23 protein-coding genes and 1 tRNA gene are annotated in these 23,948 nt (G+C 55.3%); 12 read left to right on the top strand and 12 right to left on the bottom strand.

From position 1 onward, the window contains the following. The first annotated feature begins 11 nt into the window (after positions 1–11). A complete protein-coding gene (locus IMCC12053_RS09035) occupies positions 12–872 on the top strand; it encodes an SDR family oxidoreductase (RefSeq protein WP_062218340.1) in 861 nt (286 codons plus the stop codon). Position 873: 1 nt separating this feature from the next. On the opposite strand, the gene dxs is transcribed toward IMCC12053_RS09035, so the two are convergent. The 5 genes from dxs to IMCC12053_RS09010 form a co-directional block, all read right to left on the bottom strand. Beyond that, positions 874–2,802 (bottom strand): 1-deoxy-D-xylulose-5-phosphate synthase, encoded by a 1,929-nt coding sequence (gene dxs / locus IMCC12053_RS09030; protein WP_062218338.1) that lies wholly within the window; start codon positions 2,800–2,802, stop codon positions 874–876. Between the two features lie 16 nt (positions 2,803–2,818). Then, on the bottom strand, positions 2,819–3,685 hold the full coding sequence (locus tag IMCC12053_RS09025) for a polyprenyl synthetase family protein (RefSeq protein WP_062218335.1): 867 nt from the start codon (positions 3,683–3,685) through the stop codon (positions 2,819–2,821). Further along, positions 3,685–3,927, bottom strand: a complete 243-nt coding sequence (locus IMCC12053_RS09020; RefSeq protein WP_062218333.1) for an exodeoxyribonuclease VII small subunit — start codon at positions 3,925–3,927, stop codon at positions 3,685–3,687. The genes IMCC12053_RS09025 and IMCC12053_RS09020 overlap by 1 nt, the downstream gene beginning before the upstream one ends. A gap of 95 nt (positions 3,928–4,022) precedes the next feature. After that, the gene (locus tag IMCC12053_RS09015; RefSeq protein WP_062218331.1) at positions 4,023–4,721 is read right to left on the bottom strand and encodes a response regulator; all 699 of its coding nucleotides are present in this window, start codon (positions 4,719–4,721) and stop codon (positions 4,023–4,025) included. Beyond that, positions 4,718–5,230, bottom strand: a complete 513-nt coding sequence (locus IMCC12053_RS09010; RefSeq protein WP_062218328.1) for a MarR family winged helix-turn-helix transcriptional regulator — start codon at positions 5,228–5,230, stop codon at positions 4,718–4,720. The genes IMCC12053_RS09015 and IMCC12053_RS09010 overlap by 4 nt, the downstream gene beginning before the upstream one ends. A 157-nt stretch (positions 5,231–5,387) precedes the next feature. On the opposite strand from IMCC12053_RS09010, the gene IMCC12053_RS09005 reads away from it, so the two are divergent. After that, a complete protein-coding gene (locus IMCC12053_RS09005; RefSeq protein WP_062218326.1) occupies positions 5,388–6,257 on the top strand; it encodes a branched-chain amino acid aminotransferase in 870 nt (289 codons plus the stop codon). Between the two features lie 65 nt (positions 6,258–6,322). Then, entirely contained in the window at positions 6,323–6,817 is a 495-nt protein-coding gene (locus tag IMCC12053_RS09000) for a hypothetical protein (RefSeq protein ID WP_062218324.1), read from the top strand. A gap of 10 nt (positions 6,818–6,827) precedes the next feature. Here IMCC12053_RS09000 and IMCC12053_RS08995 read toward each other — a convergent pair whose 3' ends face one another. The 6 genes from IMCC12053_RS08995 to IMCC12053_RS08970 all read right to left on the bottom strand — a co-directional run bounded on the left by IMCC12053_RS08995 (position 6,828) and on the right by IMCC12053_RS08970 (position 16,623). Beyond that, complete coding sequence (locus tag IMCC12053_RS08995; RefSeq protein WP_062218322.1) at positions 6,828–7,745, bottom strand: DMT family transporter; 918 nt, start codon at positions 7,743–7,745, stop codon at positions 6,828–6,830. A gap of 68 nt (positions 7,746–7,813) precedes the next feature. After that, positions 7,814–8,854 (bottom strand): tRNA epoxyqueuosine(34) reductase QueG, encoded by a 1,041-nt coding sequence (gene queG / locus IMCC12053_RS08990; RefSeq protein WP_062218320.1) that lies wholly within the window; start codon positions 8,852–8,854, stop codon positions 7,814–7,816. 27 nt (positions 8,855–8,881) lie between these two features. After that, positions 8,882–9,547, bottom strand: coding sequence for an FtsZ-binding protein FzlA (gene fzlA / locus IMCC12053_RS08985; protein ID WP_062218317.1), 666 nt, complete (start codon positions 9,545–9,547; stop codon positions 8,882–8,884). Positions 9,548–9,596: 49 nt separating this feature from the next. Beyond that, the gene (gene mtgA / locus IMCC12053_RS08980) at positions 9,597–10,355 is read right to left on the bottom strand and encodes a monofunctional biosynthetic peptidoglycan transglycosylase (protein WP_062218314.1); all 759 of its coding nucleotides are present in this window, start codon (positions 10,353–10,355) and stop codon (positions 9,597–9,599) included. Between the two features lie 135 nt (positions 10,356–10,490). Continuing rightward, positions 10,491–15,026: a glutamate synthase large subunit gene (gene gltB, locus IMCC12053_RS08975; RefSeq protein WP_062218311.1), complete on the bottom strand. Its 4,536-nt coding sequence runs from the start codon at positions 15,024–15,026 to the stop codon at positions 10,491–10,493. Between the two features lie 163 nt (positions 15,027–15,189). Further along, positions 15,190–16,623 (bottom strand): NAD(P)-dependent oxidoreductase, encoded by a 1,434-nt coding sequence (locus IMCC12053_RS08970; protein WP_062218308.1) that lies wholly within the window; start codon positions 16,621–16,623, stop codon positions 15,190–15,192. Between the two features lie 225 nt (positions 16,624–16,848). Here IMCC12053_RS08970 and IMCC12053_RS08965 point away from each other — a divergent pair, with 225 nt between their 5' ends. Then, entirely contained in the window at positions 16,849–17,652 is an 804-nt protein-coding gene (locus IMCC12053_RS08965; protein ID WP_062218305.1) for an undecaprenyl-diphosphate phosphatase, read from the top strand. A 54-nt stretch (positions 17,653–17,706) separates the two neighbouring features. Here the strand turns inward: IMCC12053_RS08965 and IMCC12053_RS08960 are convergent, their stop codons facing one another. After that, positions 17,707–18,696, bottom strand: coding sequence for a complex I NDUFA9 subunit family protein (locus IMCC12053_RS08960; protein WP_062218302.1), 990 nt, complete (start codon positions 18,694–18,696; stop codon positions 17,707–17,709). A gap of 144 nt (positions 18,697–18,840) precedes the next feature. On the opposite strand from IMCC12053_RS08960, the gene IMCC12053_RS08955 reads away from it, so the two are divergent. From IMCC12053_RS08955 to IMCC12053_RS08920, 8 genes are all read left to right on the top strand, one after another. After that, a tRNA-Leu gene (locus IMCC12053_RS08955) sits at positions 18,841–18,926 on the top strand. Between the two features lie 244 nt (positions 18,927–19,170). Continuing rightward, a complete protein-coding gene (locus IMCC12053_RS08950; RefSeq protein WP_062221112.1) occupies positions 19,171–19,785 on the top strand; it encodes a ribonuclease D in 615 nt (204 codons plus the stop codon). A gap of 12 nt (positions 19,786–19,797) precedes the next feature. Further along, a complete protein-coding gene (locus tag IMCC12053_RS08945; protein WP_062218299.1) occupies positions 19,798–20,760 on the top strand; it encodes a KpsF/GutQ family sugar-phosphate isomerase in 963 nt (320 codons plus the stop codon). A 9-nt stretch (positions 20,761–20,769) separates the two neighbouring features. Continuing rightward, the gene (locus IMCC12053_RS08940) at positions 20,770–21,390 is read left to right on the top strand and encodes a hypothetical protein (RefSeq protein WP_074906386.1); all 621 of its coding nucleotides are present in this window, start codon (positions 20,770–20,772) and stop codon (positions 21,388–21,390) included. After that, positions 21,387–21,887 carry a lipopolysaccharide transport periplasmic protein LptA gene (gene lptA / locus IMCC12053_RS08935; RefSeq protein WP_062218292.1) on the top strand — a complete coding sequence of 167 codons (501 nt, stop codon included), beginning with the start codon at positions 21,387–21,389 and terminating at the stop codon, positions 21,885–21,887. Before IMCC12053_RS08940 ends, lptA begins: the two co-directional genes overlap by 4 nt. Continuing rightward, positions 21,884–22,615, top strand: coding sequence for an LPS export ABC transporter ATP-binding protein (lptB, locus tag IMCC12053_RS08930; RefSeq protein WP_062218289.1), 732 nt, complete (start codon positions 21,884–21,886; stop codon positions 22,613–22,615). Before lptA ends, lptB begins: the two co-directional genes overlap by 4 nt. A 245-nt stretch (positions 22,616–22,860) precedes the next feature. Further along, entirely contained in the window at positions 22,861–23,436 is a 576-nt protein-coding gene (gene hpf / locus IMCC12053_RS08925; protein ID WP_062218286.1) for a ribosome hibernation-promoting factor, HPF/YfiA family, read from the top strand. Between the two features lie 47 nt (positions 23,437–23,483). Continuing rightward, positions 23,484–23,948 (top strand): PTS sugar transporter subunit IIA, encoded by a 465-nt coding sequence (locus IMCC12053_RS08920; protein WP_062218284.1) that lies wholly within the window; start codon positions 23,484–23,486, stop codon positions 23,946–23,948.

Raw genomic sequence — 23,948 nt, 5'->3', positions numbered from 1 at the left:
ATCAAACAAACGTGACGGGACATCTCTTTTCATTCGGACATGGATATAGCGCGCAGGCCCTCGCATCACGGCTCACAACAAAAGGGTGGCAGGTGTCAGGGACAATACGCAATGCGGCCAAACGCCAAAGCTTTGAGGCGGCTGGTGTCACACCGCTTGTTTTACCCGAGGATGATATTGCAACTGCTCTTTTGGAGGCGACCCACCTACTTGTGTCCGCTGCGCCAGATGCCGATGGAGATCCGATGCTGGCCCAACACCGCGCACTTTTGTCCAAGGCCGCACCGCGTCTCAAATGGATCGGTTACCTGTCAACCACGGGTGTCTACGGCGACCATGGCGGCGCATGGGTAGACGAAACGACCCCGCTCTCACCCGCCACAAAACGGGGACAAATGCGCGTTGAGGCTGAGGCCGCATGGGCCGAATTTTGCGACACCCACGACATCCCGCTGTCTATCTTTCGCCTTGCGGGCATCTACGGTCCCGGTCGCGGGCCATTTGCAAAAGTACGCGCAGGGACGGCGCGGCGCATCATCAAGCAGGGTCAGGTGTTCTCGCGCACCCATGTCGCGGACATTGCGCAAGTTGTTGAGGCATCCATAAATAGACCCCAATGCAGCGGAATCTTCAACGTTTGTGACGATGACCCCGCACCGCCCCAAGATGTCATCGGCTATGCCGCCGAATTGTTGGGATTGCCACTTCCACCTGCAGATGCGTTTGAAACCGCCGACATGTCGCCAATGGCGCGTAGCTTTTACGCCGAGAGCAAAAAGGTCAGCAATGATCGGATCAAATCCGTTCTGGGCGTGACGCTATTATACCCCGACTATAAATCGGGATTAAAAGCGCTTTTGCGCTCACACTGACCTAGGCGCGCTTGGTCGCGATATCGGCCACGCCCAGAACGGCCATAACCTTGGCTTCGATATCCGCCGCACTCAGGCCCGCGACCTCGTACATCGCCTCGGGGCTGGCCTGATCGATAAACGTGTCAGGCAACACCATCGAGCGGAATTTAATCCCGCGATCGAACACGCCGTCATTGGCAAGGAAATCGGCCACATGTGACCCGAATCCGCCGATTGCGCCCTCCTCAATCGTGATGAGAGCCTCATGGTTTGCGGCCAGATCGCGGATCAAATCCTCATCAAGCGGCTTGGCAAAACGGGCATCGGCCACGGTACACGACACCCCACGCACCTCCAACGCTTCGGCGGCGGTCATCGTCTCGTCAAGGCGCGTGCCAAAGGACAACAGCGCCACGCGCGTGCCCTCTTTGACAATCCTGCCCTTGCCAATCTCAATCGGCACACCGCGCTCGGGCATCTCGACACCGACCCCCTCGCCACGTGGATACCGGAACGCAATCGGCCCGTCATTGTGCGCCACAGCCGTGGCCACCATATGGACCAACTCGGCCTCATCGGCGGCGGCCATCACCACCATACCGGGCAGGTTGGCCATGAACGCCACATCGAACGATCCCGCATGGGTCGCACCATCGGCCCCAACCAATCCCGCACGATCAATCGCAAAACGCACGGGGAGGCGTTGAATCGCCACATCATGCACCACCTGATCGTAGCCGCGTTGTAGAAACGTCGAATACATGGCGCAAAACGGTTTCATCCCGCCCGCGGCCAATCCAGCGGCAAAGGTCACACCATGTTGCTCGGCAATGCCAACGTCAAAACACCGCGACGGATAGCGTTCCGCAAATAGGTTCAACCCCGTGCCATCGGGCATCGCCGCAGTCACCGCACAGATTTTATCGTCGCGTGTCGCCTCATCCAATAACGCTTTGGCAAACACCGACGTATAGGACGGCGCGTTTGATTTCGTCTTTTTCTGCTTGCCTGTGACAACATCGAATTTCGCCGTTGCGTGACCTTTGTCGGCGGCGGCCTCGGCGGGGGCGTAACCCTTGCCCTTTTTCGTGATCGCGTGGATCAGGATCGGACCCGTGGCGCGCGTTTTAACCGTGCGTAGAACCGACAACAGTTGATCCATGTCGTGGCCATCAATCGGGCCGACATAGGAAAATCCCAACTCCTCGAACATCGTGCCGCCCACGGTCATGCCCTTGAGCATTTCCTTGGCCCGCTTGGCGCCCTCTTGGAACGGATGCGGCAAGAGCGACACCGCCCCCTTGGCTGCCGCTTTCAATTCCTGAAACGGCGCACCCGCGTACAGGCGCGACAAATACGACGACAATGCGCCCACAGGTTCGGCAATCGACATCTCGTTATCGTTGAGAATAACAATCATCCGCTTGCCCAAATGCCCCGCGTTGTTCATGGCCTCAAACGCCATACCCGCAGACATAGACCCGTCCCCGATCACGGCAATCGCATCACCGATCCCGTGTTCAGTCGCTCCGCCCAGATCACGCGCTACCGCAAACCCGAGGGCGGCGGAAATCGACGTTGAACTATGCGCCGCGCCAAACGGATCATAAGGGCTTTCAGAACGCTTGGTGAACCCCGACAACCCGCCCGGTTGGCGCAGCGTGCGAATGCGATCGCGCCGACCCGTCAGGATTTTATGCGGATAACACTGGTGCGACACATCCCAGATCAACCGATCCTTTGGCGTATCGAACACGGCATGAAGCGCCACAGTCAACTCAACAACGCCCAGACCCGCACCAAGGTGCCCACCCGTCTCGGACACTGCCGAAATCGTCTCGGCCCGCAACTCCCCCGCGAGGCGTTTTAGCTCACTATCAGTGAGCGCCTTCATATCGGCGGGGACCGTTACACGGTCAAGGATCGGTGTTTGAGGGCGGTCGGACATTGTCGCAACTCCTGCCTTAAGTTTCACGCGAGATAACGAAACGAGCGACATCCCGCAAGCCATCCGCGCGTGTGCCATAGTGGCTCAATGCCGCACAAGCCTCATCGACCAAATCGCGTGCCCGTGTTTTTGCACCCGTAAGACCCAACAAAGAGACAAACGTGGCCTTTCCCGCATCGGCATCTTTGCCAACGGCTTTGCCAGTTTTCGCCGCATCGCCTTCGACATCTAGAATATCGTCTTGGATTTGAAACGCCAAACCCACGGCTTTTGCATAATGGCCAAGCGCCGTTGGATCAGCCCCACCCAAAATTGCGCCCGCACGCGCGGACCATTCGATCAGTGCACCTGTCTTATTAGCCTGCAACTCGGTGATCGCCGCAAGGTCGAGCGGGATCATTGCGGTTTCCGCAGCAATGTCTTGAGCCTGACCCAAAACCATTCCGCCAATGCCCGATGACTTAGCTAGAGACGCAATCAAATCGACCCTAATCTGGCTCGATGCGCCCAATTCAGGGCGGGTCAAAAGATCAAAGGCAAGCGTCTGAAGCGCATCACCGACGAGCACCGCCGTTGCATCATCCCACCGCTTGTGAACGGTCGGTTGACCACGGCGCACATCGTCATCATCCATGCACGGCAAATCATCATGAACCAGTGAATAAGCATGAATAGATTCAATCGCTGCGGCCGCCCAAACGGATTGCGCAGGCGCAATACCGTGAAGCTGCGCACCCTCCATAACCAAAAACGCGCGCAAACGCTTACCACCGCCCAACGCATACCGCATTGCCACTTCGACCGGACGCTCGCCCAACGGGGCAAGCGCATCATTCAAACACTGTTGAACGGCGTCACGGCATTGCTCCATGCGGTCCTGCATTAGAGACCTTCAACGGGTGTTGTCGCAGTCGCTTGACCATCACCGCCTACAGAAATTTTCTCGACTTTTTCTTCGGCATCTTTGAGTTTTGCCTCACAATGCGCCTTGAGTTTTGCCCCGCGCTCGTAAAGCGTAATGCTATCTTCAAGTGCAACATCGCCGCGCTCAAGCTTGCCGACCACCTGATCCAACTCCGCCATGGCGGTTTCAAAACTCATTTTCTCTACGGCGACATCCGTCATCTCAAACTCCCAAGCAGCATTCTAATTACGCTCAAACTAAAGTGTTGAGACTATTTGCGCCACCTGCTTTTGTACAAAGGTGGCGCAATTTCGAACTATTCGGGAACGAGCATATAGCCCTCGCCGCGTACAGTTTGCAGGTATCTCGGTTGACGTGGATCGATCTCCAACTTTCGGCGCAATCGCGTGATTTGGACGTCCACGGCCCGCTCTTGTGCCTGACCGCCATCTCGCCCCAAACGCTCCACCAAATCCGTGCGCGAGACAGCGACACTTGGGGTCGCCGCAAATATGCGCATCAATTGGTTTTCGGTGGCGGTGAGCCGTAAAGGCGCGTCTCCATGCCAAAGCTCTCCACGCTCAACATCATAGCGAAATAGACCCAAACGCAGGTGTTTTGGCACCTGCACCGCCGGCTCTTCGTCGGGAACACGCCGCAAAACAGCATTGATACGAAGCAACAATTCCTTAGGCTCAAACGGTTTTGCAAGGTAATCGTCTGCGCCCGCCTCAAGTCCCGAAATCCTATCTTCGGTCTCGCCTTTCGCGGTCAAAAGCATGATGGGCGTTGCAATGCGTAGGCGCAAATCGCGCGTCAGTGAAATACCATCCTCGCCGGGCATCATCACATCAAGGACGATCAGGTCGAACTCCAAACCCGCCAAAATACGCCGTGCATGCGCCGCGTCTCGCGCCGCCGTGACACAAAACCCATGCCGCATCAGATACTTTTTCAGGAGATCCCTAATCCTCTCATCGTCATCAACGATCAAAAGATGAATATCACTTTTCAACTGTCACCCTCCTTGAAGGCGTCAAAATACGCCCTTTGGTCAGGGTCCATCATGGCCTCAAGAACCTTGCGAAATCCAGCAACAGCTTCGTGACCCGCCTCGCGGTAGGCTGAACGCATACGCCCGCGCTGTGCCTCCGACAGCTCCGCCTCAAGCATTTTCCCGGTGTCAGTTAAGTGTAAATGCCGCTCTCTCTTGTCACGCTTGCCGACACGGCTTTCGACCAAACCATCCTCGATCAAGGCCCGAAGAACACGGTTTAGAGACTGTTTTGTGACACCCAAAGTGTTCAGCAAACTATTGACCGTGGCCCCCGGCGTGCGGTTTATAAAATGCACGGCGCGATGATGCGCGCGACCATATCCGTGCTCATCCAAAATGCGATCGGGATCTTGGGTGAACCCGCGATAGGCAAAGAACATCGCCTCAATGCCCTTGCGCAACTGTTCGTCCGTGAGGAAGAGAAGCCCCTCGCTCCCCGTATTGCCGCCGCTTTTACCGTCCGCCATACAACCCTCACATCATCGACCAAGTGTTGGCCAAGCTTATGTCAGCCTTATTGACATTCCAAGGTCAAATTGGTAGCGACGATGCAATTTAGTGCAATAAAATAACGGTTTCGAGCGTGCTCGCTACGCACCTCGACCCAATCGGAGGACACACCCCATGGCAGGCACATACGATGATCGTGACGGCAAAATCTGGATGGACGGCACACTGGTCGACTGGCGGGACGCGAACGTCCACATTCTGACGCATGCCATGCACTACGCCTCCTCCGTGTTTGAGGGCGAGCGGTGCTACAACGGCAAAATCTTCAAATCGGTCGAGCACTCCAAGCGCCTTTTGGCATCCGGCGCATTGCTCGACATGCCAATCCCCTACACCGTCGAAGAAATCGAAAAAGCCAAATATGATGTGCTAACAGCCAATGGTTGGGACGATGCATACGTACGGGTTCTGGCGTGGCGCGGCGCGGGCGAGGACATGGGTGTCGCCTCTAACCGCAACCCCGTCCGTATGGCCGTGGCCGCGTGGGAATGGGGCGCCTATTACGGCGATGCCAAAATGAACGGTGCCAAACTCGACATCGCCAAATGGAAACGCCCATCGCCTGACACGATCCCCACAGCCGCCAAAGCCGCAGGTCTCTACATGATCTGCACGATGTCCAAACACGCCGCCGAGGCCAAAGGGTGCTCTGACGCGCTGTTTATGGACTATCGCGGCTACGTGGCCGAGGCCACAGGCGCAAATATCTTTTTCGTCAAAGACGGTGAGGTACACACCCCCGATCCAGATGCGATCCTGAACGGCATCACGCGCCAAACCGTCATCGAGATGCTGGAGCAAAAAGGGATCAAAGTGCACGTCCGCCGCATTATGCCCGAAGAACTCGAAGGGTTTGAACAATGCTGGCTCACCGGCACCGCCGCCGAAGTCACCCCCGTCGGCCAGATTGGCGACTACACATTCGAGGTCGGCGCGCTAACCCGCGATATCGCGGAAAGCTACGAAAAGCTGGTGCGCAGCTAACACATTAACCTGACCTCAATGCAAAAATGAAACTCTCAGTCCATGACAATTGGCGGAGAGTTTTTTTGATTAAACGTGAGACGGTATTTATAACGATTGCCGCGCTGTTGGTTATCACACCGGCCCTCTTCATGGTCATGTTGTACCACTCGACCAAAAATCCCCTATTTCGACCGCTAGGAATTACACTCGAGCGTATGATCGAGGCGGGCCAAATGAGCGACCGCACCCTGATCATCACGAACATCACCATCGGTCCCGATGCCCGCGATGGTCAGTCTCTGGATGCCTACCGCGAGGCATTCACAAAATCATTTGGCGGCTTCAATACCGAAACCCGCGTTCGCTTTCGCAATGCCGAGCGCGGTAGCGCAATCACGGTCCATTACGAAGTCGGCAATAGTGTCATCGGCCCCTTTCCAATTGCCCGCGCCGCGGACGGAATTAGATCGGCCGTCGAGGCCGAGCGCATGGTGACAAAACAACGCGCCATACAAGTGCGCAAAGATCAGGCAGAACAGCAAAACGGCAGCTTTTGGGTGCGTATTCTGTCCGACTAAAAGATCCCAATCACAGATGCGATAATGTCTTTTTGAGCCGCTCAGCCGACAACCCCAATTGACGCTCGCGGTGGATCACCAATAGGCCCGATGACACAATGATCGCTGCACCAATCAGCGTCATCCATGTCGGCACCTCATTGAAAAAGACATAGCCAACCAAGATCGCGAATACCATCGACGTATATTCAAACGAGGCCAAGGTCGACGCGGGCGCGTGGCGGTACGAGGCCGTCAAAAGGATCTGACCAAAGCCGCCCAAGAACCCCGCAAGAACGAGTTGGACCATGATCCAACCACTTGGCATAACCCACCCCAACGGAAACGTTAGACCTGTGACGATGGTCGCGATAACCGAAAACCAGAAAACGATTGAGGTGGTAGATTCCGTCTTCACCATCGTGCGCAAATGGAGCTGAATGAATGCGACAATAATGGCCGCAAGGAGCGCCGCCATAGCGCCAAATTTTTCCGCCGATGTCGGCACACCGTGCAACATCGTCAGGCGCGGCGACAAGATGATCAAGACCCCCACCATGCCGATCGCCACCGCCGTAAACCGAAACACCCGCACCCGCTCTCGTAGGAAAACCGCCGACAGCAAAACGATGAATAACGGTCGCGCATACCCGATTGCGGTAGCATCAGGCAGCGGCAAACGCGACAGCGCCGTAAACCCGAGCATCATGGTCACAGCGCCAAGCACGCCGCGTATCAAATGCGCCCGAGGCCGAACCATCTTTAGCCCTTGGCGCAACTCGCCGCGCGACAAAAGATACCCAACGACCACAGGGATCGCGAACAGCGAACGAAAGAACGCCGCTTGCATGGCTGGTACTTCGGTGGTTGCCGACTTCACAAACGATGCCATAGCCAAAAAGACAGCCAAGGACGCTACCTTTAGTCCGATCCCGCGCATCACGCTCATGGTTTTGGTGTCCTTCCGACAGGCCCACAGGGTAGCGTGTTCAAAGCCCCACGCAAGCGCTCAACTGCCTACGTTTTTGCAAGCCGCCCCACCGCCCAACGCGCCGCATCCGCGACCGTGGCATCGGGATCGCGGGTCAACGCGGTCGCATGTGGCACAAACTGCGGATCACCCGAATTGCCAATGGCATATAAGACATTGCGCACAAACCGGTCGCGCCCCACGCGCTTGATCGGTGAGCCTGAAAACTTTTCGCGAAAGGCAGCATCGTCCAGTTGCACCAGTTCGGCTAAGGGCGGCGCCCGCAAATCATCGCGCGCGGCATAGCGCAACTCTTTGGCGTCCACCGCGAATTTGTTCCACGGACAGGCCGCAAGGCAGTCGTCACATCCGTAAATGCGGTTGCCCATTCGCGCCCGCAATTCCTCATCCACGGGTCCGTGGTGTTCAATCGTGAGATACGAAATACACCGCCGCGCATCGAGTTGATACGGCGCAGGAAAGGCATCAGTCGGACAGGCATCCAAACAGGCACGACACGATCCGCATCGCTCGATTTCCGCCGGATCAGGGTCGAAGTCTACGGTGGTAAAGATCGCCCCAAGGAAAAACCAACTGCCGATATCGCGCCCTAAAAGATTGGTGTGCTTGCCCTGCCACCCCAGTCCCGCCTTTGCAGCGAGCGGCTTTTCCATCACAGGAGCGGTGTCGACGAACACCTTGATCTCGGTGTCCTCGCCAGCCTGTTCAATCAGCCAACGCCCGACCCGCTTGAGGCGCTTTTTCACGATGTCGTGGTAGTCACGGTTGCGGGCGTAGACCGATATTGCGCCGGATTCGGGTCTATTTACGGCCTCCATCGGATCATCATCGGGCGTATAGGCCTCGGCCAACATGATCACCGATTTCGCCTCGGGCCAGAGCGCAGTGGGATCACCCCGCCACGCCATCCGCTCCTCCATCCACCCCATCTGACCATGGTGCCCCGCAGCAATAAACGCTCGCAAACGCTCCATCGCCTCGGGTAAATCCGGACGTGCAAACCCAACCTTGGAAAATCCCTCCTCCAACGCTTTGGCGCGCACAGTGTCCTTATCAAGATGAGTCAAAATCGCCCCCTTCAGGGACAGGGTACATCAAAAATCGAGATCCGCATAATGAGCTGGCTGCGGAAACCCGGGCACCTGATCCACCAAAAGCGAGCGAAACGCGGGACGTGATTTGATCTTTGCATACCAATCTTTAACCACAGCGGATCGGTTCCAATCCACATCCGATGTGTAATCGAGACAAGACAGATGTGCCGCCGCCGTAAAGTCCGCAAGTGTCATTGCATCCCCCGCCAACCAACGACGACGATCAAGCAACCACGCCATATAATCGAGATGATATTTAATGCCCTTTGATCCCGCCTTGACGTTCGCTGACACGGGATATCCGCTCTTCATCAACTTGCGGTTCACGCGCTCGTACAGCAAATTCGATGTCACTTCTTGGTGAAATTTGTCGTCAAACCACGACACCAATCTGCGGACTTCATAGCGACCCTCAACATCTTTCGGCATCAACGCCGGCGTTGGATAGACCTCTTCGAGATACTCACAAATCGCCGAACTTTCCGCGAGGTTCATCTCCCCAAGGCGCAAAATCGGCACCTTGCCCGCTGGGTTGCGCCGCATGAAATCGGGATCACGCTCCCAGTACCGCTCCTCCACCAACTCGGCTTCAATCTTTTTTTCGGCCAGAACAAGCCGCACTTTGCGACAAAAGGGGGACAGGGGGACGTGATACAGTCGGTTCATTGGTCAATACTCGTTGTTTGTCTCTACTTGCCGTGAATGGCGCTCCATTTCAATCCTCGAAACAGCGCGCACGTCCGTCTATTCGTATAGTTTGGGCGCCATCAGCGATCTGGCGCGCACGGCGTTGGACAAACTGGCCCGGTTTTCCCGCACTGCGTAATTTCGGGCTCGGCAGAATGGCGGCCAGCCGTGCGGCCTGTGTGTCACTCAATTCATCAGGACCAACACCGAAATAATGACGACTCGCCGCCTCTGCTCCAAAAACGCCATCATCAAACTCGGCGATATTGAGGTAGACCTCCAAAATACGCCGCTTGCTCCACAGCATTTCGACCATCGGCGTGGTGAGCGCCTCAAGTGCCTTTCGCGGCCACGATCGCCCATGCCACAAAAACGCATTCTTGACCGTCTGCTGCGAAATCGTTGAGGCACCGCGCCCACCACCGCTTTCAATGGCGTCCCGTATGGCCGCCATATCAAACCCCCAATGCAGACAGAAATTAGCGTCCTCCGCCGCAACAACAGACCGCGCCAAGACCGGAGCAATATCGTCAATTGGCGTCCATTGGTAATCCAATTCGCCACCGCGCACGCGCTCGGCAATCATGTATGGCGTTATCGGGACCGGTATTACGGCATAGGCCAAAATCCAGCCAATCCAAAGAACGACAATGGCCAGTAGCCCGCGCAAAACAGTACGGCGCAACCGACGACGCCAACCCAATTGAGGGGTGGCGCTACTGGAACGGATACGTCCTACCTTGCGCTCTTTCGCTGATGCCGTCTTTTTTGTGGTCTTTTTTGCCATGCGGTAGTGGGAACATGGAATTCGCCCGAGGGTCAAGCACCGCCACGCCCTCACCGTGAAATCACCACGCGGGTGTGGCCAAAAGAAAAGCCCCCGCATAGGCGAGGGCTTTTCAAATAACGGCTCTAATCCAGCCTATTCAGCAGGAATAGCTTTCTCTTCGAGAGACAAAGGCGCAGGAATATGGATCAGCATTTCCTTTGGACAAGCCTGAAGGAAGTTGGCTTTCTCAACCTCCCAATTCGACAAAATCTCACGGGCCTTAACGGAATTCGTCTCCGCCGCGTGACGCTCGATCAGGTCTTTTAGCTCGGCCTCCCAGTGATCAACAGTCACAGGACACGTCACCAAAGTCTCAAGGTTCATCAAATCCTCAACGTTGCCCTCAGGGTCATACAGATAGGCCATACCGCCCGTCATACCCGCCCCGAAGTTGGCGCCAATCGTGCCAAGGATCACCGCGGTGCCCCCCGTCATGTACTCGCACCCGTTTGAGCCACAGCCCTCAATCACCACTTTTGCGCCAGAGTTGCGAACGGCAAAACGTTCCCCTGCGCGCCCTGCGGCGAACAAATACCCATCGGTCGCACCGTACAAAACAGTGTTGCCGATGATGGTGTTTTCAGAGGCGACAAGCGGCGAGTGCATCGGTGGTCGGACGACGATAATGCCACCCGATAGACCCTTGCCGACATAGTCGTTTGCGTCACCCGACACTTCGATTTTCAAACCGGGGGCTGCAAACGCCCCGAGCGATTGACCCGCCGAGCCCGTAAGTTTCACGGTCAAATGGTCCGGCTGAAGATCGTTGCGCATCCCGAAATTGGTCACGATATGCGACGAGGTACGTGTCCCCACGGTGCGCAATGTGTTTTGCACCGCGTAGGACAGTTGCATTTTCTCGCCATCGTTGAGGAAGCGCGCAGCGTCCGACACGATTTGTGCATCGAGCGTATCGGGCACCGCATTGCGCGGCTTAGAGCGATCATAAACAATGCTCTCGGCCCCATCCATCGACAACAACAACGGGTTGAGATCGAGGTCATCAAGATGCGCAGAACCGCGTGACACCTGCGTCAGAAGATCTGCACGACCGATGATTTCATCGACGCTACGTGCACCGATAGAGGCCAGCAATTCACGCACTTCTTGGGCGTAGAACGTGATGAGGTTTACCACTTTGTCGGCGTTGCCCGTAAACTTTGCCCGCAAATCTTCGTCTTGGGTACACACGCCAACGGGACAGGTGTTCGACTGGCATTGACGCACCATGATACAGCCCATCGCGATAAGTGCGGCGGTACCGATACCGTATTCCTCGGCCCCCATCATCGCCGCCATGACGATATCGCGACCCGTGCGCAAACCACCATCGGTGCGTAGAGTGACGCGGTCACGCAGGTTGTTCATCGCGAGCACTTGGTGTGCTTCGGTCAGGCCCATTTCCCATGGCAGACCTGCGAATTTGATCGAGGTTGCGGGGGAGGCGCCCGTGCCACCGTTGTGACCTGAAATCAGGATCACGTCGGCTTTCGCCTTTGCCACACCTGCGGCAATCGTGCCAACACCCGAGGACGCCACGAGTTTCACCGTAACTTTGCACCGCGGGTTGATCTGTTTGAGATCGTAGATCAGCTGTGCGAGGTCTTCGATCGAATAGATATCGTGGTGCGGTGGAGGCGAAATCAGCGTCACACCCTTGGTCGAGTGGCGCAGACGGGCAATCAGGTCCGTGACCTTCATACCGGGCAACTGGCCGCCCTCACCGGGCTTTGCACCCTGAGCCACTTTGATCTCAAGCTCTTCACAGTGGTTGAGGTATTCGGCCGTGACGCCAAAACGACCCGATGCCACCTGTTTGATCTTGGCCGACGGGTTGTCGCCGTTGGCCTCTGGCACAAAGTGCGCGGGATCTTCGCCGCCCTCGCCGCTATCGGATTTCGCGCCAATACGGTTCATGGCCACGTTGAGCGTTTTATGTGCCTCGGGCGACAATGCCCCCAACGACATGCCCGGCGTGACAAAGCGTTTGCGGATCGACGTAATCGATTCCACTTCCTCAATTGGAACCGCTTTGCCAAGTGCCTTGATGTCGAGCAGATCACGCAAATGGATCGGCGGGTTCGCCTTCATCTTTGCGCTGTATTGCTTCCACATCTCGTAGGACGCGCGATCACAGGCCGATTGCAACATGTGCATCGCTTGCGCTTCCCAGGCGTGCGTCTCGCCCGTTTTGCGCGACTTGTAAAAGCCACCGATGGGCAAGGTGTTACCACCGTGAAAGCCCTGTTTGTGCACGATTTCAACTTTGCGCTGAATGCCGTTTACACCGATACCGGAGATGCGCGAATGCATACCGGGGAAAAATTCGGCAACCATAGCTCGCGATAGACCAACCGCCTCAAAGTTCAGACCACCACGGTAAGACGAGATCACGGAGATGCCCATCTTTGCCATGATTTTCAACAGTCCCGCATCCACCGCCGCGCGGTAACGCGACACGGCTTCGGTCAATGAGCAATCCAACAGTCCACGATCAATCCGGTCAGCAAGGCTGTCCTCGGCGAGATAGGCGTTCACAATGGTCGCACCACAGCCAATCAGCACCGCAAAGTAATGCGGATCAATACATTCGGCCGAACGCACCCCGAGAGAACAGAACGTCCGCAACCCCTTGCGCGTCAGCCATGAATGCACCGCAGAGGTCGCGAGGATCATCGGCATCGCAACTTTATCAGCGTTCTGCATGTGATCCGTCAAAACGATATGCCCGCCACCAGAACGCACCGCGTCCTCGGCTTCGGACCGGATACGATCAAGCCCCTCACGCAACGCAGTTGGACCGCCAGCCGCGTCAAAGGTACAATCGATTTCCGTCATTGGCGCATTGAAATGCGTCTTGAGCGCGTCAAATTGTGCGTTCCCGACAAACGGGCTTTCCAACACCAAAATCTCGGTTTGGCTGCTGTCCTCATCCAACACGTTCTTGAGGTTGCCGAACCGCGTTTTGAGCGACATGACGCGGAACTCGCGTAAACTGTCGATCGGCGGGTTCGTTACCTGACTAAAGTTCTGACGGAAGAAATGCGACAACGGACGGTACTTTTCCGACAACACGGCAGAGGGCGTATCATCACCCATAGAGGCCAATGTCTCTTTGCCATCCTCGGCCATCGGCGCGAGGATTTGCTCCAGCTCCTCAATCGAATAGCCCGCCGCGATCTGACGCTTTTTAAGCTCGTCACCCGAGAACAGGGTCTTTTCTTCGAGACCTGTCAATTCCTCATCAAGGTCATTGATCTTGCCGACCCACTCGCCAAACGGCTGTGCATTGGCCAAACAATCTTTCATCTCGGTGTCGTGGTAAAGCTTGCCTGCTTTCATATCCACGGCCAACATCTGACCCGGACCAAGCGCACCCTTTTCAACCACAGTTGCCTCATCAGTCGGCACCATGCCCACCTCGGAGCCCGCAATCACCAAACCGTCACCCGTTACGACATAGCGCATCGGACGCAAACCGTTGCGATCCAGACCCGCACAGACCCAACGACCATCGGTCATGGCAAGGGCGGCGGGACCGTCCCACGGCTCCATCACAGAGTTCACATAGGAATACATATCGCGCCACGACTGCGGCAATTCCTGTGCATTCTTGGACCACGACTCAGGCACCAACATGGTTTTCGCCATTGGCGCGGTGCGACCCGCACGCACCAGAACCTCGAACACGGCGTCAAGGGCGGCACTGTCCGACGACCCTTGTGGGCAGATCGGCTTGATGTCCTCGGCCATCTCGCCAAACGTGGATGACGCCATGCGAATTTCGTGGCTCTTCATCCAGTTCAGGTTGCCCTTGAGCGTGTTGATCTCACCGTTGTGCGCCAACATGCGGAACGGTTGGGCCAACCACCACTGTGGGAATGTGTTGGTCGAATAGCGTTGGTGATAAATCGCAAAGGCGGATTCAAAACGCTCGTCCATCAGGTCGGGATAGAACTCGGCGACCTGCTCGGCCAACATCATACCTTTATAGATAATGGAGCGGCACGACAGGCTACAGATGTAGAGCTGACCAACACCGGCGGCAGCGGCAGCTTTTTCAATCCGGCGGCGGATCACATACAGCTCGCGCTCGAATGTTTCCTCGTCAACGCCTTTGGAATTCGAAATCAGGATTTGTTCAATCTCGGGACGGGTCGCATTGGCTTTGTCACCCAGACAGGATGTCGCGACAGGCACGTGACGCCAACCGTAGATGTAATAGCCCATGCGCAACACTTCGCTCTCGACGATTGTGCGGCATGTTTCTTGTGCGCCAAAATCGGTGCGCGGCAAGAACACTTGGCCAACGGCCAACATCTCACCTTTGCGCGGCGTGTGGCCCGTGCGCTCGACCTGATCGTAAAAGAACGGAACAGGGATCTGGACGTGGATACCCGCGCCATCGCCCGTCATGCCATCGGCGTCAACCGCGCCACGGTGCCAAATCGCCTTGAGCGCGGAGATGCCGTTTTCAACAACCTTGCGCGACTTCGAGCCATCGATAGAAACAACAAGACCCACGCCACAAGAGGAGTGTTCATCCTCTTCGCGGAACAAAGAGTGCTCGGACATATAGGCACGTTTTGCTTCTTCGCGTGCGGCCCATTTTTCATCGTATACTGTCATTGTATAACCCTTCCTTCGTTGGTGGGTCAGGACTAGTGTCCTATTTTGAAACCTGATCGGGTGCGCAGCGCTCGGTGGGTCCGACACATGTCCGACGAAAGTCCGACGAGTGGCTGACCGACAATTTTACCCGATTTCGCTGCGCAATCCCTGTCCTATTTTTTCACTCTGCGGCCACGGCTGCGGCGGCGTTGACCTGATCGAGAATGGCATCTGCGGCCTCACGACCATCACGGATCGCCCAGACAACCAAAGACGCGCCACGCTGAATATCGCCACACGCATAGACACCGGCGAGGGATGTAACGTGGGTTTTGAAATCGGCCAGAACCGTACCCCAACGCGTCACTTCCAACCCGTCCGTGCCCCAAAGTTTGGGCAATTCCTCAGGCTCGAATCCAAGCGCTTTGACGACCAGATCGGCCTCCTCAACATAGTCCGCACCCTCGATCAATTCGGGGGATTGACGGCCAGAGGCATCCGGCGCACCAAGACGCATTTTTTGGACCATGACGCCCGAAACCGGATCGCCCGCAAACCCGTTGGGGGCGGAGAGCCAAACGAATTCAACGCCTTCCTCTTCGGCGTTTTGGGTTTCGCGCTGCGATCCCGGCATGTTGGCACGGTCACGACGATAGAGGCATTTCACGGATGTGGCGCCCTGACGGATCGCGGTACGCACACAATCCATCGCGGTATCACCGCCACCGATTACAACGACTTTTTTGCCTTCGGCGTTCAACTCGCCGCTTTCAAATTCCGCAACTTTATCGCCAAATCCGACCTTGTTGGAGGCCGTGAGATAATCGAGTGCGCGCACGATCCCTTTTGATCCCGAACCCGGCCCCTGAAGGTCGCGGGACTTGTAAACGCCCGTTGCGATCAAAACCGCATCGTGTTTCGCACGCAAATCGTCGAACGAAATGTCCGTACCAACATTGCAGTTGAGAACGATTGTGACGCCACCATCTTCGAGCTGTTTCACGCGGCGCAGAACAATGTCTTTTTCCAGTTTGAAACTTGGGATGCCGTACATCATCAAGCCACCCGCGCGGTCGGAGCGCTCATAGACCGTGACTTGGATACCCTGACGGCGCAGACGATCAGCAGCGGCCAAGCCACCGGGACCGGAGCCGATGATCCCAACGCTCTCGGCGCGCTCATGTGTCGGTGCAATGGGCGCAACCCACCCCTCGTCAAAGGCGGTGTCGGTGATGTATTTTTCAACAGACCCAATCGTGACCGTGCCGTGGCCAGATTGCTCAATCACACAATTGCCTTCGCAAAGACGGTCCTGCGGACAGATACGCCCACAAATCTCCGGAAACGTGTTGGTCTCCTGAGACATCTCATATGCCTCTTTGAGACGACCAGATGCGGTCAGGCGCAACCAGTCAGGAATGTTGTTGTGCAACGGACAATGCGTCTGGCAATACGGCACACCACATTGAGAGCAGCGCGAGGCCTGCTCTTCAGCTTTTTGTTTAGAAAACTCTGCGTATATTTCGCCAAAGTCTTCTTTACGGGCATCCGCCGTCCGCTTTTCGGGCATATCCCGATCAACGGACACAAATTTTAGCATAGGCTCTTTTGCCATAACACGCGATCTCCATGAGTTTTCGAGATTTGAGATCTATTTACACAAGACAGTTTGAAAAGAAAAGTCATATGTACTGACGTATTACAGATTCAATTCGCCGATCCACCGCCGAACGCAACCGTACCATTCCAATTTAATGTAAGCAATGCTGACATATATTGGCGCTTCTTATTGAGATTCAAAGCGCTTATCGTGCGCCAAATACCCAATGCAGAGTTTTCCATGAGTATCTTTTATCTCCTTCTCGTCGCCCTCATTCAGGGTCTCACCGAATTTTTGCCCGTCTCATCGTCTGGACACCTGATTCTTCTCCCCCAACTCACGGGGATGCAGGACCAAGGCTTAACCATCGACGTGGCTGTTCACGTGGGCACCCTCGGAGCGGTCATTTTGTTTTTCTGGGCAGATGTCAAAACTGGATTCGCAGGCATCCCGCGCATGCTGACCGGACGGATCGACACAGACGGATCAAAACTTGCCTTTCTACTTCTTGTGGCCACGATCCCCGTCATTATCATTGGCCTCGTCGTCAAAATCACTGGCCTGTCAGATGCCATGCGATCAATGACCGTCATTGGCTGGACCATGCTGATCTTTGGTCTCGTCCTGTACTGGTTTGACAAAAAGGGCGCCGCCACCAAAGTCGCTTCCGACTGGAATAGGCGTGACGCCATAACACTTGGCCTGTGGCAAGCCATAGCCATAATTCCGGGCACATCACGATCAGGCATCACGATCACAGGCGCACGCGCGCTCGGCTACACGCGCGAAGACAGCGCTAAAATCTCAATGCTGATGTCGATCCCGACGATCATGGCATCGGGCATTTTGCTTGGCCTCGATGTCGCGGGAGAGGCCAACTATGACATGATGAAATATGCCGCGCTCGGGGCAGCGTTTGCATTCGTCGCCGCCCTACTTGCGCTCACGCTGATGATGCGTTTACTGCGCTCTGTCAGCTTTGCGCCCTACGTGTACTACCGCGTCGTTTTGGGCATCATTCTTTTGGGCATTGCCTATTCTTGAACCAAAAAGCGCGCCCCGATTGGAGCGCGCTTTTTCAATACCAGTCTAACAACCTCACAGGTCGCGCAAGCCCTTGGCGCTCTCGCGAAGAGCTTCAAATTGACCATTGGGACGGTACACCCACAAGTAGTCGTCCATGATCACCTGCATCGCCGTAGGCTTGATCCCAAGATCAGCAAAGCCCCTTGCGTCAGCGGAAACGACATTGTCCACGGCTAGGTTTTTCACCTGATCCTTGGTCAACACCCCGTTATGGAACAACCCCGCAGTCAAGAACTGGATCGCGGAAAATCCTGTGGCCATGACGCGGCCCGCCCAAAACGGCAAGTTCAAAACCAGACGCCGCCGCCGGATGGTCACGAGCATTTTCTCAATCAAACCTTTGAGCGTGTCCACATCAGGACCACCCAATTCGTATGCACCCGCAGGTGCCTCGCCCAATGCACCGGCAACAGCAGCACGCGCCACGTCATCAACGTATACCGGTTGAAATTTAGTATTGCCGCCCACGAGCGTCAGAACAAATGGAAGCTGAGCCGCCATATTCGCGAACCGGTTGAAGAACGCATCTTCAGTCCCGAAAATCACAGAGGGGCGCAAGATAACCGCGCCCGGAAACGCCGCCAGAACGGCCGTTTCACCCTCGGCCTTAGAACGTGAATACTCACTTTGAGATTCGTCATCCGCACCGATCGCCGAAAGCTGCACCAGATTGGAAACGCCAAGCTGGGTGGCGATTTTTGCGATGCGGCCCGCACCTTCGGCTTGAACGGCAGAGAACGAGTTTTTGCCCTTCTCGGTCAGAACACCTACACAGTTTATAACCGCATCTGCACCTTGCATCGCGGCACGCACAGACGCATCATCACGGATATTGCAAAAGACAGGTTCGACCTGCCCAACAGCGCCGTAGGGTTTCACGTGTAACGCCTCGTTTGGCCGACGAACAGCAACACGAACGCGCCATCCTTCTTTTGCCATGCGACGAGCGATATACCGCCCCACAAAGCCAGCGCCGCCATAGATGGTGACCAATTTTGCCATCTGCATCTCCAATGCCTGAATCTCGCACTTTTAATAGCTTTTCGAGCGCGAATGAACAAGACGCTATTGATGCACTGCCAAACGCGTCGAAACGCCGTTGACACCGACCCAATCGCCCCTTACATCGCTCCATCACGACATCGTGCCCAGATGGCGGAATGGTAGACGCGCTAGCTTCAGGTGCTAGTGTCCGCAAGGACGTGGAGGTTCGAGTCCTCTTCTGGGCACCAATTTTTGATGTGTATTTCTGAAATATTTGATGGTGCGCGAAGACTGGGCTCTTCTTGGGACACACGTGCCACGTTCACCGCCGCCCCCATCGCGGTATAGTGGACGCGTGACTCGCCCAAGCATTTCGAACTTCTGTGAACAGCCGAAACGCCGCACTTCTCGGATCTATAGCCCCATGAAACTTGTCGGGTCGGACCGGAATGCGTATGTCACGGTGAGATACAAATTTTCATGGAGCCGATTGTGACGAACTTTCTGTACAAGAACGATCTTCCTGATGACCTCAGCCTTGGGTCTGTTGTAGCAATTGATTGCGAAACAATGGGACTCAACCCTCATCGCGATCGGCTTTGCCTCGTGCAGTTGTGTGACGGGAACGGCAACGCTCATCTCGTTCAGATTGCAAAGGGACAATCCAAAGCGCCAAACTTGTGTCGCCTACTAGAGGATCCAAAAACCTTGAAGCTCTTTCACTACGGCCGCTTTGACATTGCCGCGATGTTCCATGCGTTTGGCGCGTTGGCTGCTCCCGTGTATTGCACCAAAATCGCGTCAAAGCTGGTCCGGACTTACACCGACCGCCACGGCTTAAAAAACCTGATCGACCAGCTTTTGAAAGTTGATATTTCCAAATACCAACAAATGAGCGATTGGGGCGCAAAAGACCTAAAGGCCGCGCAACTCGACTATGCGGCCTCTGACGTGCTCCACCTGCACAGCCTGAAAGAAAAGCTGGACGCGATGCTAGACCGTGAGGGGCGGACCGAAATCGCACAAAATTGTTTCGATTTTCTTCCAACCCGCGCCAAGCTCGATATTCTCGGATGGCAAGACACGGATATTTTTTCGCACCAATAGCGAGGTAGGCTTATGACCCAAGCTGAACAATTTTTAAAAACCGCCCATCGCGTCATCGACAGAGAAGCCGATGCGCTACGCCTTTTATCCGCGTCTCTTGGGGATAGTTTTACTCAAGCCGCGCAAATGATTCTGGACGCCAAGGGGCGCACAATCGTTACGGGTATGGGAAAATCCGGCCACATCGCCAAGAAAATCGCGGCCACATTTGCCTCTACGGGCACCCCATCGCATTTCGTTCATCCCGCTGAGGCCAGTCATGGTGATTTGGGCATGATTGGACGCGATGACGTTGTTTTGGTTTTGTCGAACTCGGGCGAAACGCCGGAATTGGCCGACCTCATCGCTTTCACCCGACGGTTCAAGATCAACATGATCGCCATTGCATCAAATCCGGACAGTTCATTGATGCGTGCCTGCGATGTCGCGCTAACCCTGCCCAAAGCCGAAGAAGCCTGTGATAAAGGTATTGTGCCGACGACCTCGACAACCATGACGCTGGCTCTTGGGGACGCTCTTGCGCTTGCTCTGATGGATCATCGCAAATTTACCGCTGACCATTTTCGCGTCTTTCACCCAGGTGGTAAGCTTGGCGCGCGCCTCACCAAAGTGCGCGATTTAATGCATGTCGACATGCCTCTGGTATCTTCTGACACGCCAATGACGGATGTGATCGCGGTCATTTCAGCCAAAGGATTCGGGGTTGCTGGCGTTACGGACGAAACAGGGGCGCTCATCGGGATTATTACCGACGGAGATTTACGCCGCAACATATCCACAGTGCTAGGCCAACGTGCAGGCGACATTATGACAGCGGGGCCGCTCACGATTTGCCAAGACGCGCTGGCCGAAAAAGCCGTTGCGCGCATGGACGAGCGGGCAATTACATGCTTGTTTGTACGCAGCGAAGCGGAAAACGCCCCCCCATGCGGAATACTGAAGATCCAAGACTGTCTTCGGGCTGGCGTTGTGTAGATCACAGACATGGCGCGATACAGTAACAAACACTCCCGGATCGTGGCGCTGGCGAAAGTTGTTTTGCCACTCGTGAGTTTGGGATTACTTGCGACACTCTTTTTGTTCGCGCGCGGCCGTGAGTACGAACCATCTTTGCCATTTGCACAAGTTGACATCGAAGCCCTCGCCCGCGAGCAACGTATTGACGGACCTGCATTTTCAACGGTTACGCGTGATGGCTCGAAGCTCTATCTATCGGCGAAGACCGTTCGGCCAGATTTGTCGGGATCATCGGCTATAAACTCAACAACAATCACCGGCGGGCTACGGATGCCAAACAGTGGGTCCATCGACTTGGTCGCAGACAACGCGGTGATCGATGGCAAAAGCAAAATTGCGGAGTTGTCTGGACAGGTCGAAATCCAGACATCAACCGGCTACCTGGTATCGACCCAACGCATTGCGGCGATGTTGGACATGGCGCGCATTGAAAGCTCGGGGCATGTTAATGCTACTGGCCCAATCGGCACACTCGATGCCGGACGTATGATCCTGTCTCAAGACGCGCAATCAGGGGCATACCTTCTTGTTTTCAAGGATGGGGTTAAGCTGATATACGAACCGAAAGAAAGAGGAGACCGTCAGTGATCAAATCCATTGTCGCGTATGCGTTCACCTGCGCACTGTTACTCGCAGGTCAGGCTGTTACAGCGCAAGAAACTGCGGTCGCTTTTAGCGGCTTAAAACATGACTCCAATCTTCCGGTCGAGATCACAGCGGATCAATTGTCCGTCGACCAAGCTAGCGGAAAAGCGACATTTGCAGGCAATGTTGTTATTGGCCAAGGAAGTATGCGCCTCACTGCCGGTCATGTGGAAGTCATCTATAGCTCTGACGACTCAGGAAACATTGCAATTTTGGATGCCTCAAACGGCGTGACCCTAACAAATGGCGGCGAGGCGGTAGAAGCCAATTCGGCGCGCTACGACCTTAATTCCGGAGAAGTCATTTTGGCAGGCAGCGTCCTGCTCACCCAAGGCTCCAATGCCATTTCAGGCGACAAAATGACGATTGACCTTGAGACTGGAACAGGCCTGATTGATGGCCGCGTAAAAACCATCTTGCAGCCCGGACGGGTCAAATGAGTGGTGACAATTCTCTGATCATACGAAACCTGCGCAAGGGGTATCGCAAAAGAACCGTTATTCGCGATGTCTCACTTGAGCTTAAGCGTGGCGAAGTGGTGGCTCTGCTCGGCCCCAACGGATCCGGTAAAACCACATGCTTTTACTCTATCGCGGGACTGGTCATGCCAGAGGCGGGACAGGTCATTGTCGACGGAACCGACATCACCACTCTGCCAATGTATCGTCGCGCGCGCATGGGGATTGGTTATCTCCCGCAAGAAGCATCTATTTTTCGCGGCCTGACTGTCGAAGACAACATTCTCGCGATCTTGGAGGTTGCCGAAAGTGATCCGCTCATACGGCGTGAACGCCTCGAAGACTTGTTGTCCGAGTTTTCAATATCGCACTTACGCCGCGCGCCTGCACTTTCACTGTCAGGCGGGGAGCGGCGGCGCGTTGAGATTGCGCGCTGTCTTGCGTCTAGCCCTGCCTACGTGCTCTTGGACGAACCATTTGCGGGCGTTGATCCAATCGCAGTGGGCGAAATTCGGGCACTGGTTATGGAGTTGAAAAGTCGCAACATCGGCGTCCTAATTACAGATCATAACGTTCAAGAAACCTTGGGCATTATCGACCGCGCGTACATTTTGCATGACGGACAGGTTCTAATGTCTGGCACAACCGAAGAGATCGTAGCCAACCAACTTGTTAGAGATGTTTACCTCGGTGAAAATTTTCGTATCTAGTTTGATCTAGGACAGTTGACAAACAGGGTGCATCTGCCGCCAAATATACATGATGCAACAAGATCGTATCTCGATCCGCGCCCAGATGATGGCACATCCGATGGCGCAATGTCGGCCCCGCAAATTGCTCGGGCCAGACCTCACATATGCATCATATCCGCTACGCAAAACTAACCGAGCCGGAAAACGTTGTGACGTACAGACACCTGTCACCTCGGGCTCCCAATAACAAAAGGAAGTATCACATGAGATACCAGATCAGCGGCAAACAAATCGACATCGGCACAGCACTCCAAGTTCACGTGAAAAGTGAGCTTAGTGAGGTCATGAGCAAATATGCCGAACGACCCACCGATGCGAACGTGATTTTTTCCAAAAGCGGGGCTGAATTCAACTGTGAAATCATTGTGCACCTGTCCACTGGCCTAACCACACAGGCACGTGCGAGTGCCCATGAAATCTACGCTGCCTTTGACGCGTCTGCCGCGAAAATGGAAAAGCAATTGCGCCGCTACAAGCGCCGCCTGAAAGACCACCACGCGCAACGTTCGGAGCCGGTTGAACTCTTCGGGGCTTCGAGTTATATCCTCGCCGCGTCTGAACACGAAGACGAGCAGGAACCCGAATCCTTGCAGCCGATGATTATCGCCGAGATGGAAGCAAAAATTCCAACACTCTCGGTCGGTGAAGCGGTGATGCAAATGGAGATTTCTGGCTCGAACGCTTTGGTGTTCAAAAATGAAGGAAAGACCGGACTTAATGTGGTTTATCGCCGTACCGATGGCAACATCGGCTGGATTGACCCAAGCAATGTGACTTAAGGACCCTTACCCGCCTCACCGGTCGGGAAGGGCGGGTAAGAACTTCTATGGAAATCACCGAATTGTTGAATCCGAAGGCGATCAAGATCGTTGGAAAGATGAGCAGCAAAAAACGCCTATTTCAGGATCTTGGCGATCTTGCCTACGCCACCTACGGTATATGCCTTGGGGATGCGATTGATGCGCTCCAAGAACGCGAAAGCCTTGGGCCAACGGGCGTAGGTCATGGTGTGGCGTTGCCGCATGCGCGAATTCATGGACTGAGCAGTGTGGTTGGTGTCTTTGTGCGCTTGGACACACCCATGGATTTTGACGCGGTTGACCGCCAACCTGTCGATCTCATTTTCGCATTGTTTGCGCCTGCAAATTCCGGCGTTGAGCACCTCAAAGCACTGGCCCTTGTTTCACGCACAATGCGCGACCGCGACATTTGCGCAAAACTACGCGCCAATACAGACACAGCAACGCTACACGCCATCCTTTCCGCCGGACCCACGTCAAAAGCCGCCTAA

Source organism: Celeribacter marinus (assembly GCF_001308265.1).
Lineage (GTDB): Bacteria > Pseudomonadota > Alphaproteobacteria > Rhodobacterales > Rhodobacteraceae > Celeribacter > Celeribacter marinus.
Note: the sequence above shows the minus strand (reverse complement) of the source record. Positions and strands in the feature narration are given on the sequence as shown.

Excerpts from the sequence above, each read along its gene's own strand:
- IMCC12053_RS09005 (WP_062218326.1), top strand. The coding sequence starts at position 5,388 with ATGGCAGGCACATACGATGATCGTGACGGCAAAATCTGGATGGACGGC.
- IMCC12053_RS08945 (WP_062218299.1), top strand. The coding sequence starts at position 19,798 with ATGACCCAAGCTGAACAATTTTTAAAAACCGCCCATCGCGTCATCGAC.
- IMCC12053_RS08995 (WP_062218322.1), bottom strand. The coding sequence starts at position 7,745 with ATGAGCGTGATGCGCGGGATCGGACTAAAGGTAGCGTCCTTGGCTGTC.
- hpf (WP_062218286.1), top strand. The coding sequence starts at position 22,861 with ATGAGATACCAGATCAGCGGCAAACAAATCGACATCGGCACAGCACTC.
- IMCC12053_RS08960 (WP_062218302.1), bottom strand. The coding sequence starts at position 18,696 with ATGGCAAAATTGGTCACCATCTATGGCGGCGCTGGCTTTGTGGGGCGG.
- IMCC12053_RS08970 (WP_062218308.1), bottom strand. The coding sequence starts at position 16,623 with ATGGCAAAAGAGCCTATGCTAAAATTTGTGTCCGTTGATCGGGATATG.
- fzlA (WP_062218317.1), bottom strand. The coding sequence starts at position 9,547 with ATGAACCGACTGTATCACGTCCCCCTGTCCCCCTTTTGTCGCAAAGTG.
- dxs (WP_062218338.1), bottom strand. The coding sequence starts at position 2,802 with ATGTCCGACCGCCCTCAAACACCGATCCTTGACCGTGTAACGGTCCCC.
- IMCC12053_RS08965 (WP_062218305.1), top strand. The coding sequence starts at position 16,849 with ATGAGTATCTTTTATCTCCTTCTCGTCGCCCTCATTCAGGGTCTCACC.
- IMCC12053_RS09010 (WP_062218328.1), bottom strand. The coding sequence starts at position 5,230 with ATGGCGGACGGTAAAAGCGGCGGCAATACGGGGAGCGAGGGGCTTCTC.
- IMCC12053_RS09020 (WP_062218333.1), bottom strand. The coding sequence starts at position 3,927 with ATGACGGATGTCGCCGTAGAGAAAATGAGTTTTGAAACCGCCATGGCG.
- gltB (WP_062218311.1), bottom strand. The coding sequence starts at position 15,026 with ATGACAGTATACGATGAAAAATGGGCCGCACGCGAAGAAGCAAAACGT.
- IMCC12053_RS08940 (WP_074906386.1), top strand. The coding sequence starts at position 20,770 with ATGGCGCGATACAGTAACAAACACTCCCGGATCGTGGCGCTGGCGAAA.
- lptB (WP_062218289.1), top strand. The coding sequence starts at position 21,884 with ATGAGTGGTGACAATTCTCTGATCATACGAAACCTGCGCAAGGGGTAT.
- IMCC12053_RS08920 (WP_062218284.1), top strand. The coding sequence starts at position 23,484 with ATGGAAATCACCGAATTGTTGAATCCGAAGGCGATCAAGATCGTTGGA.
- mtgA (WP_062218314.1), bottom strand. The coding sequence starts at position 10,355 with ATGGCAAAAAAGACCACAAAAAAGACGGCATCAGCGAAAGAGCGCAAG.
- IMCC12053_RS09025 (WP_062218335.1), bottom strand. The coding sequence starts at position 3,685 with ATGCAGGACCGCATGGAGCAATGCCGTGACGCCGTTCAACAGTGTTTG.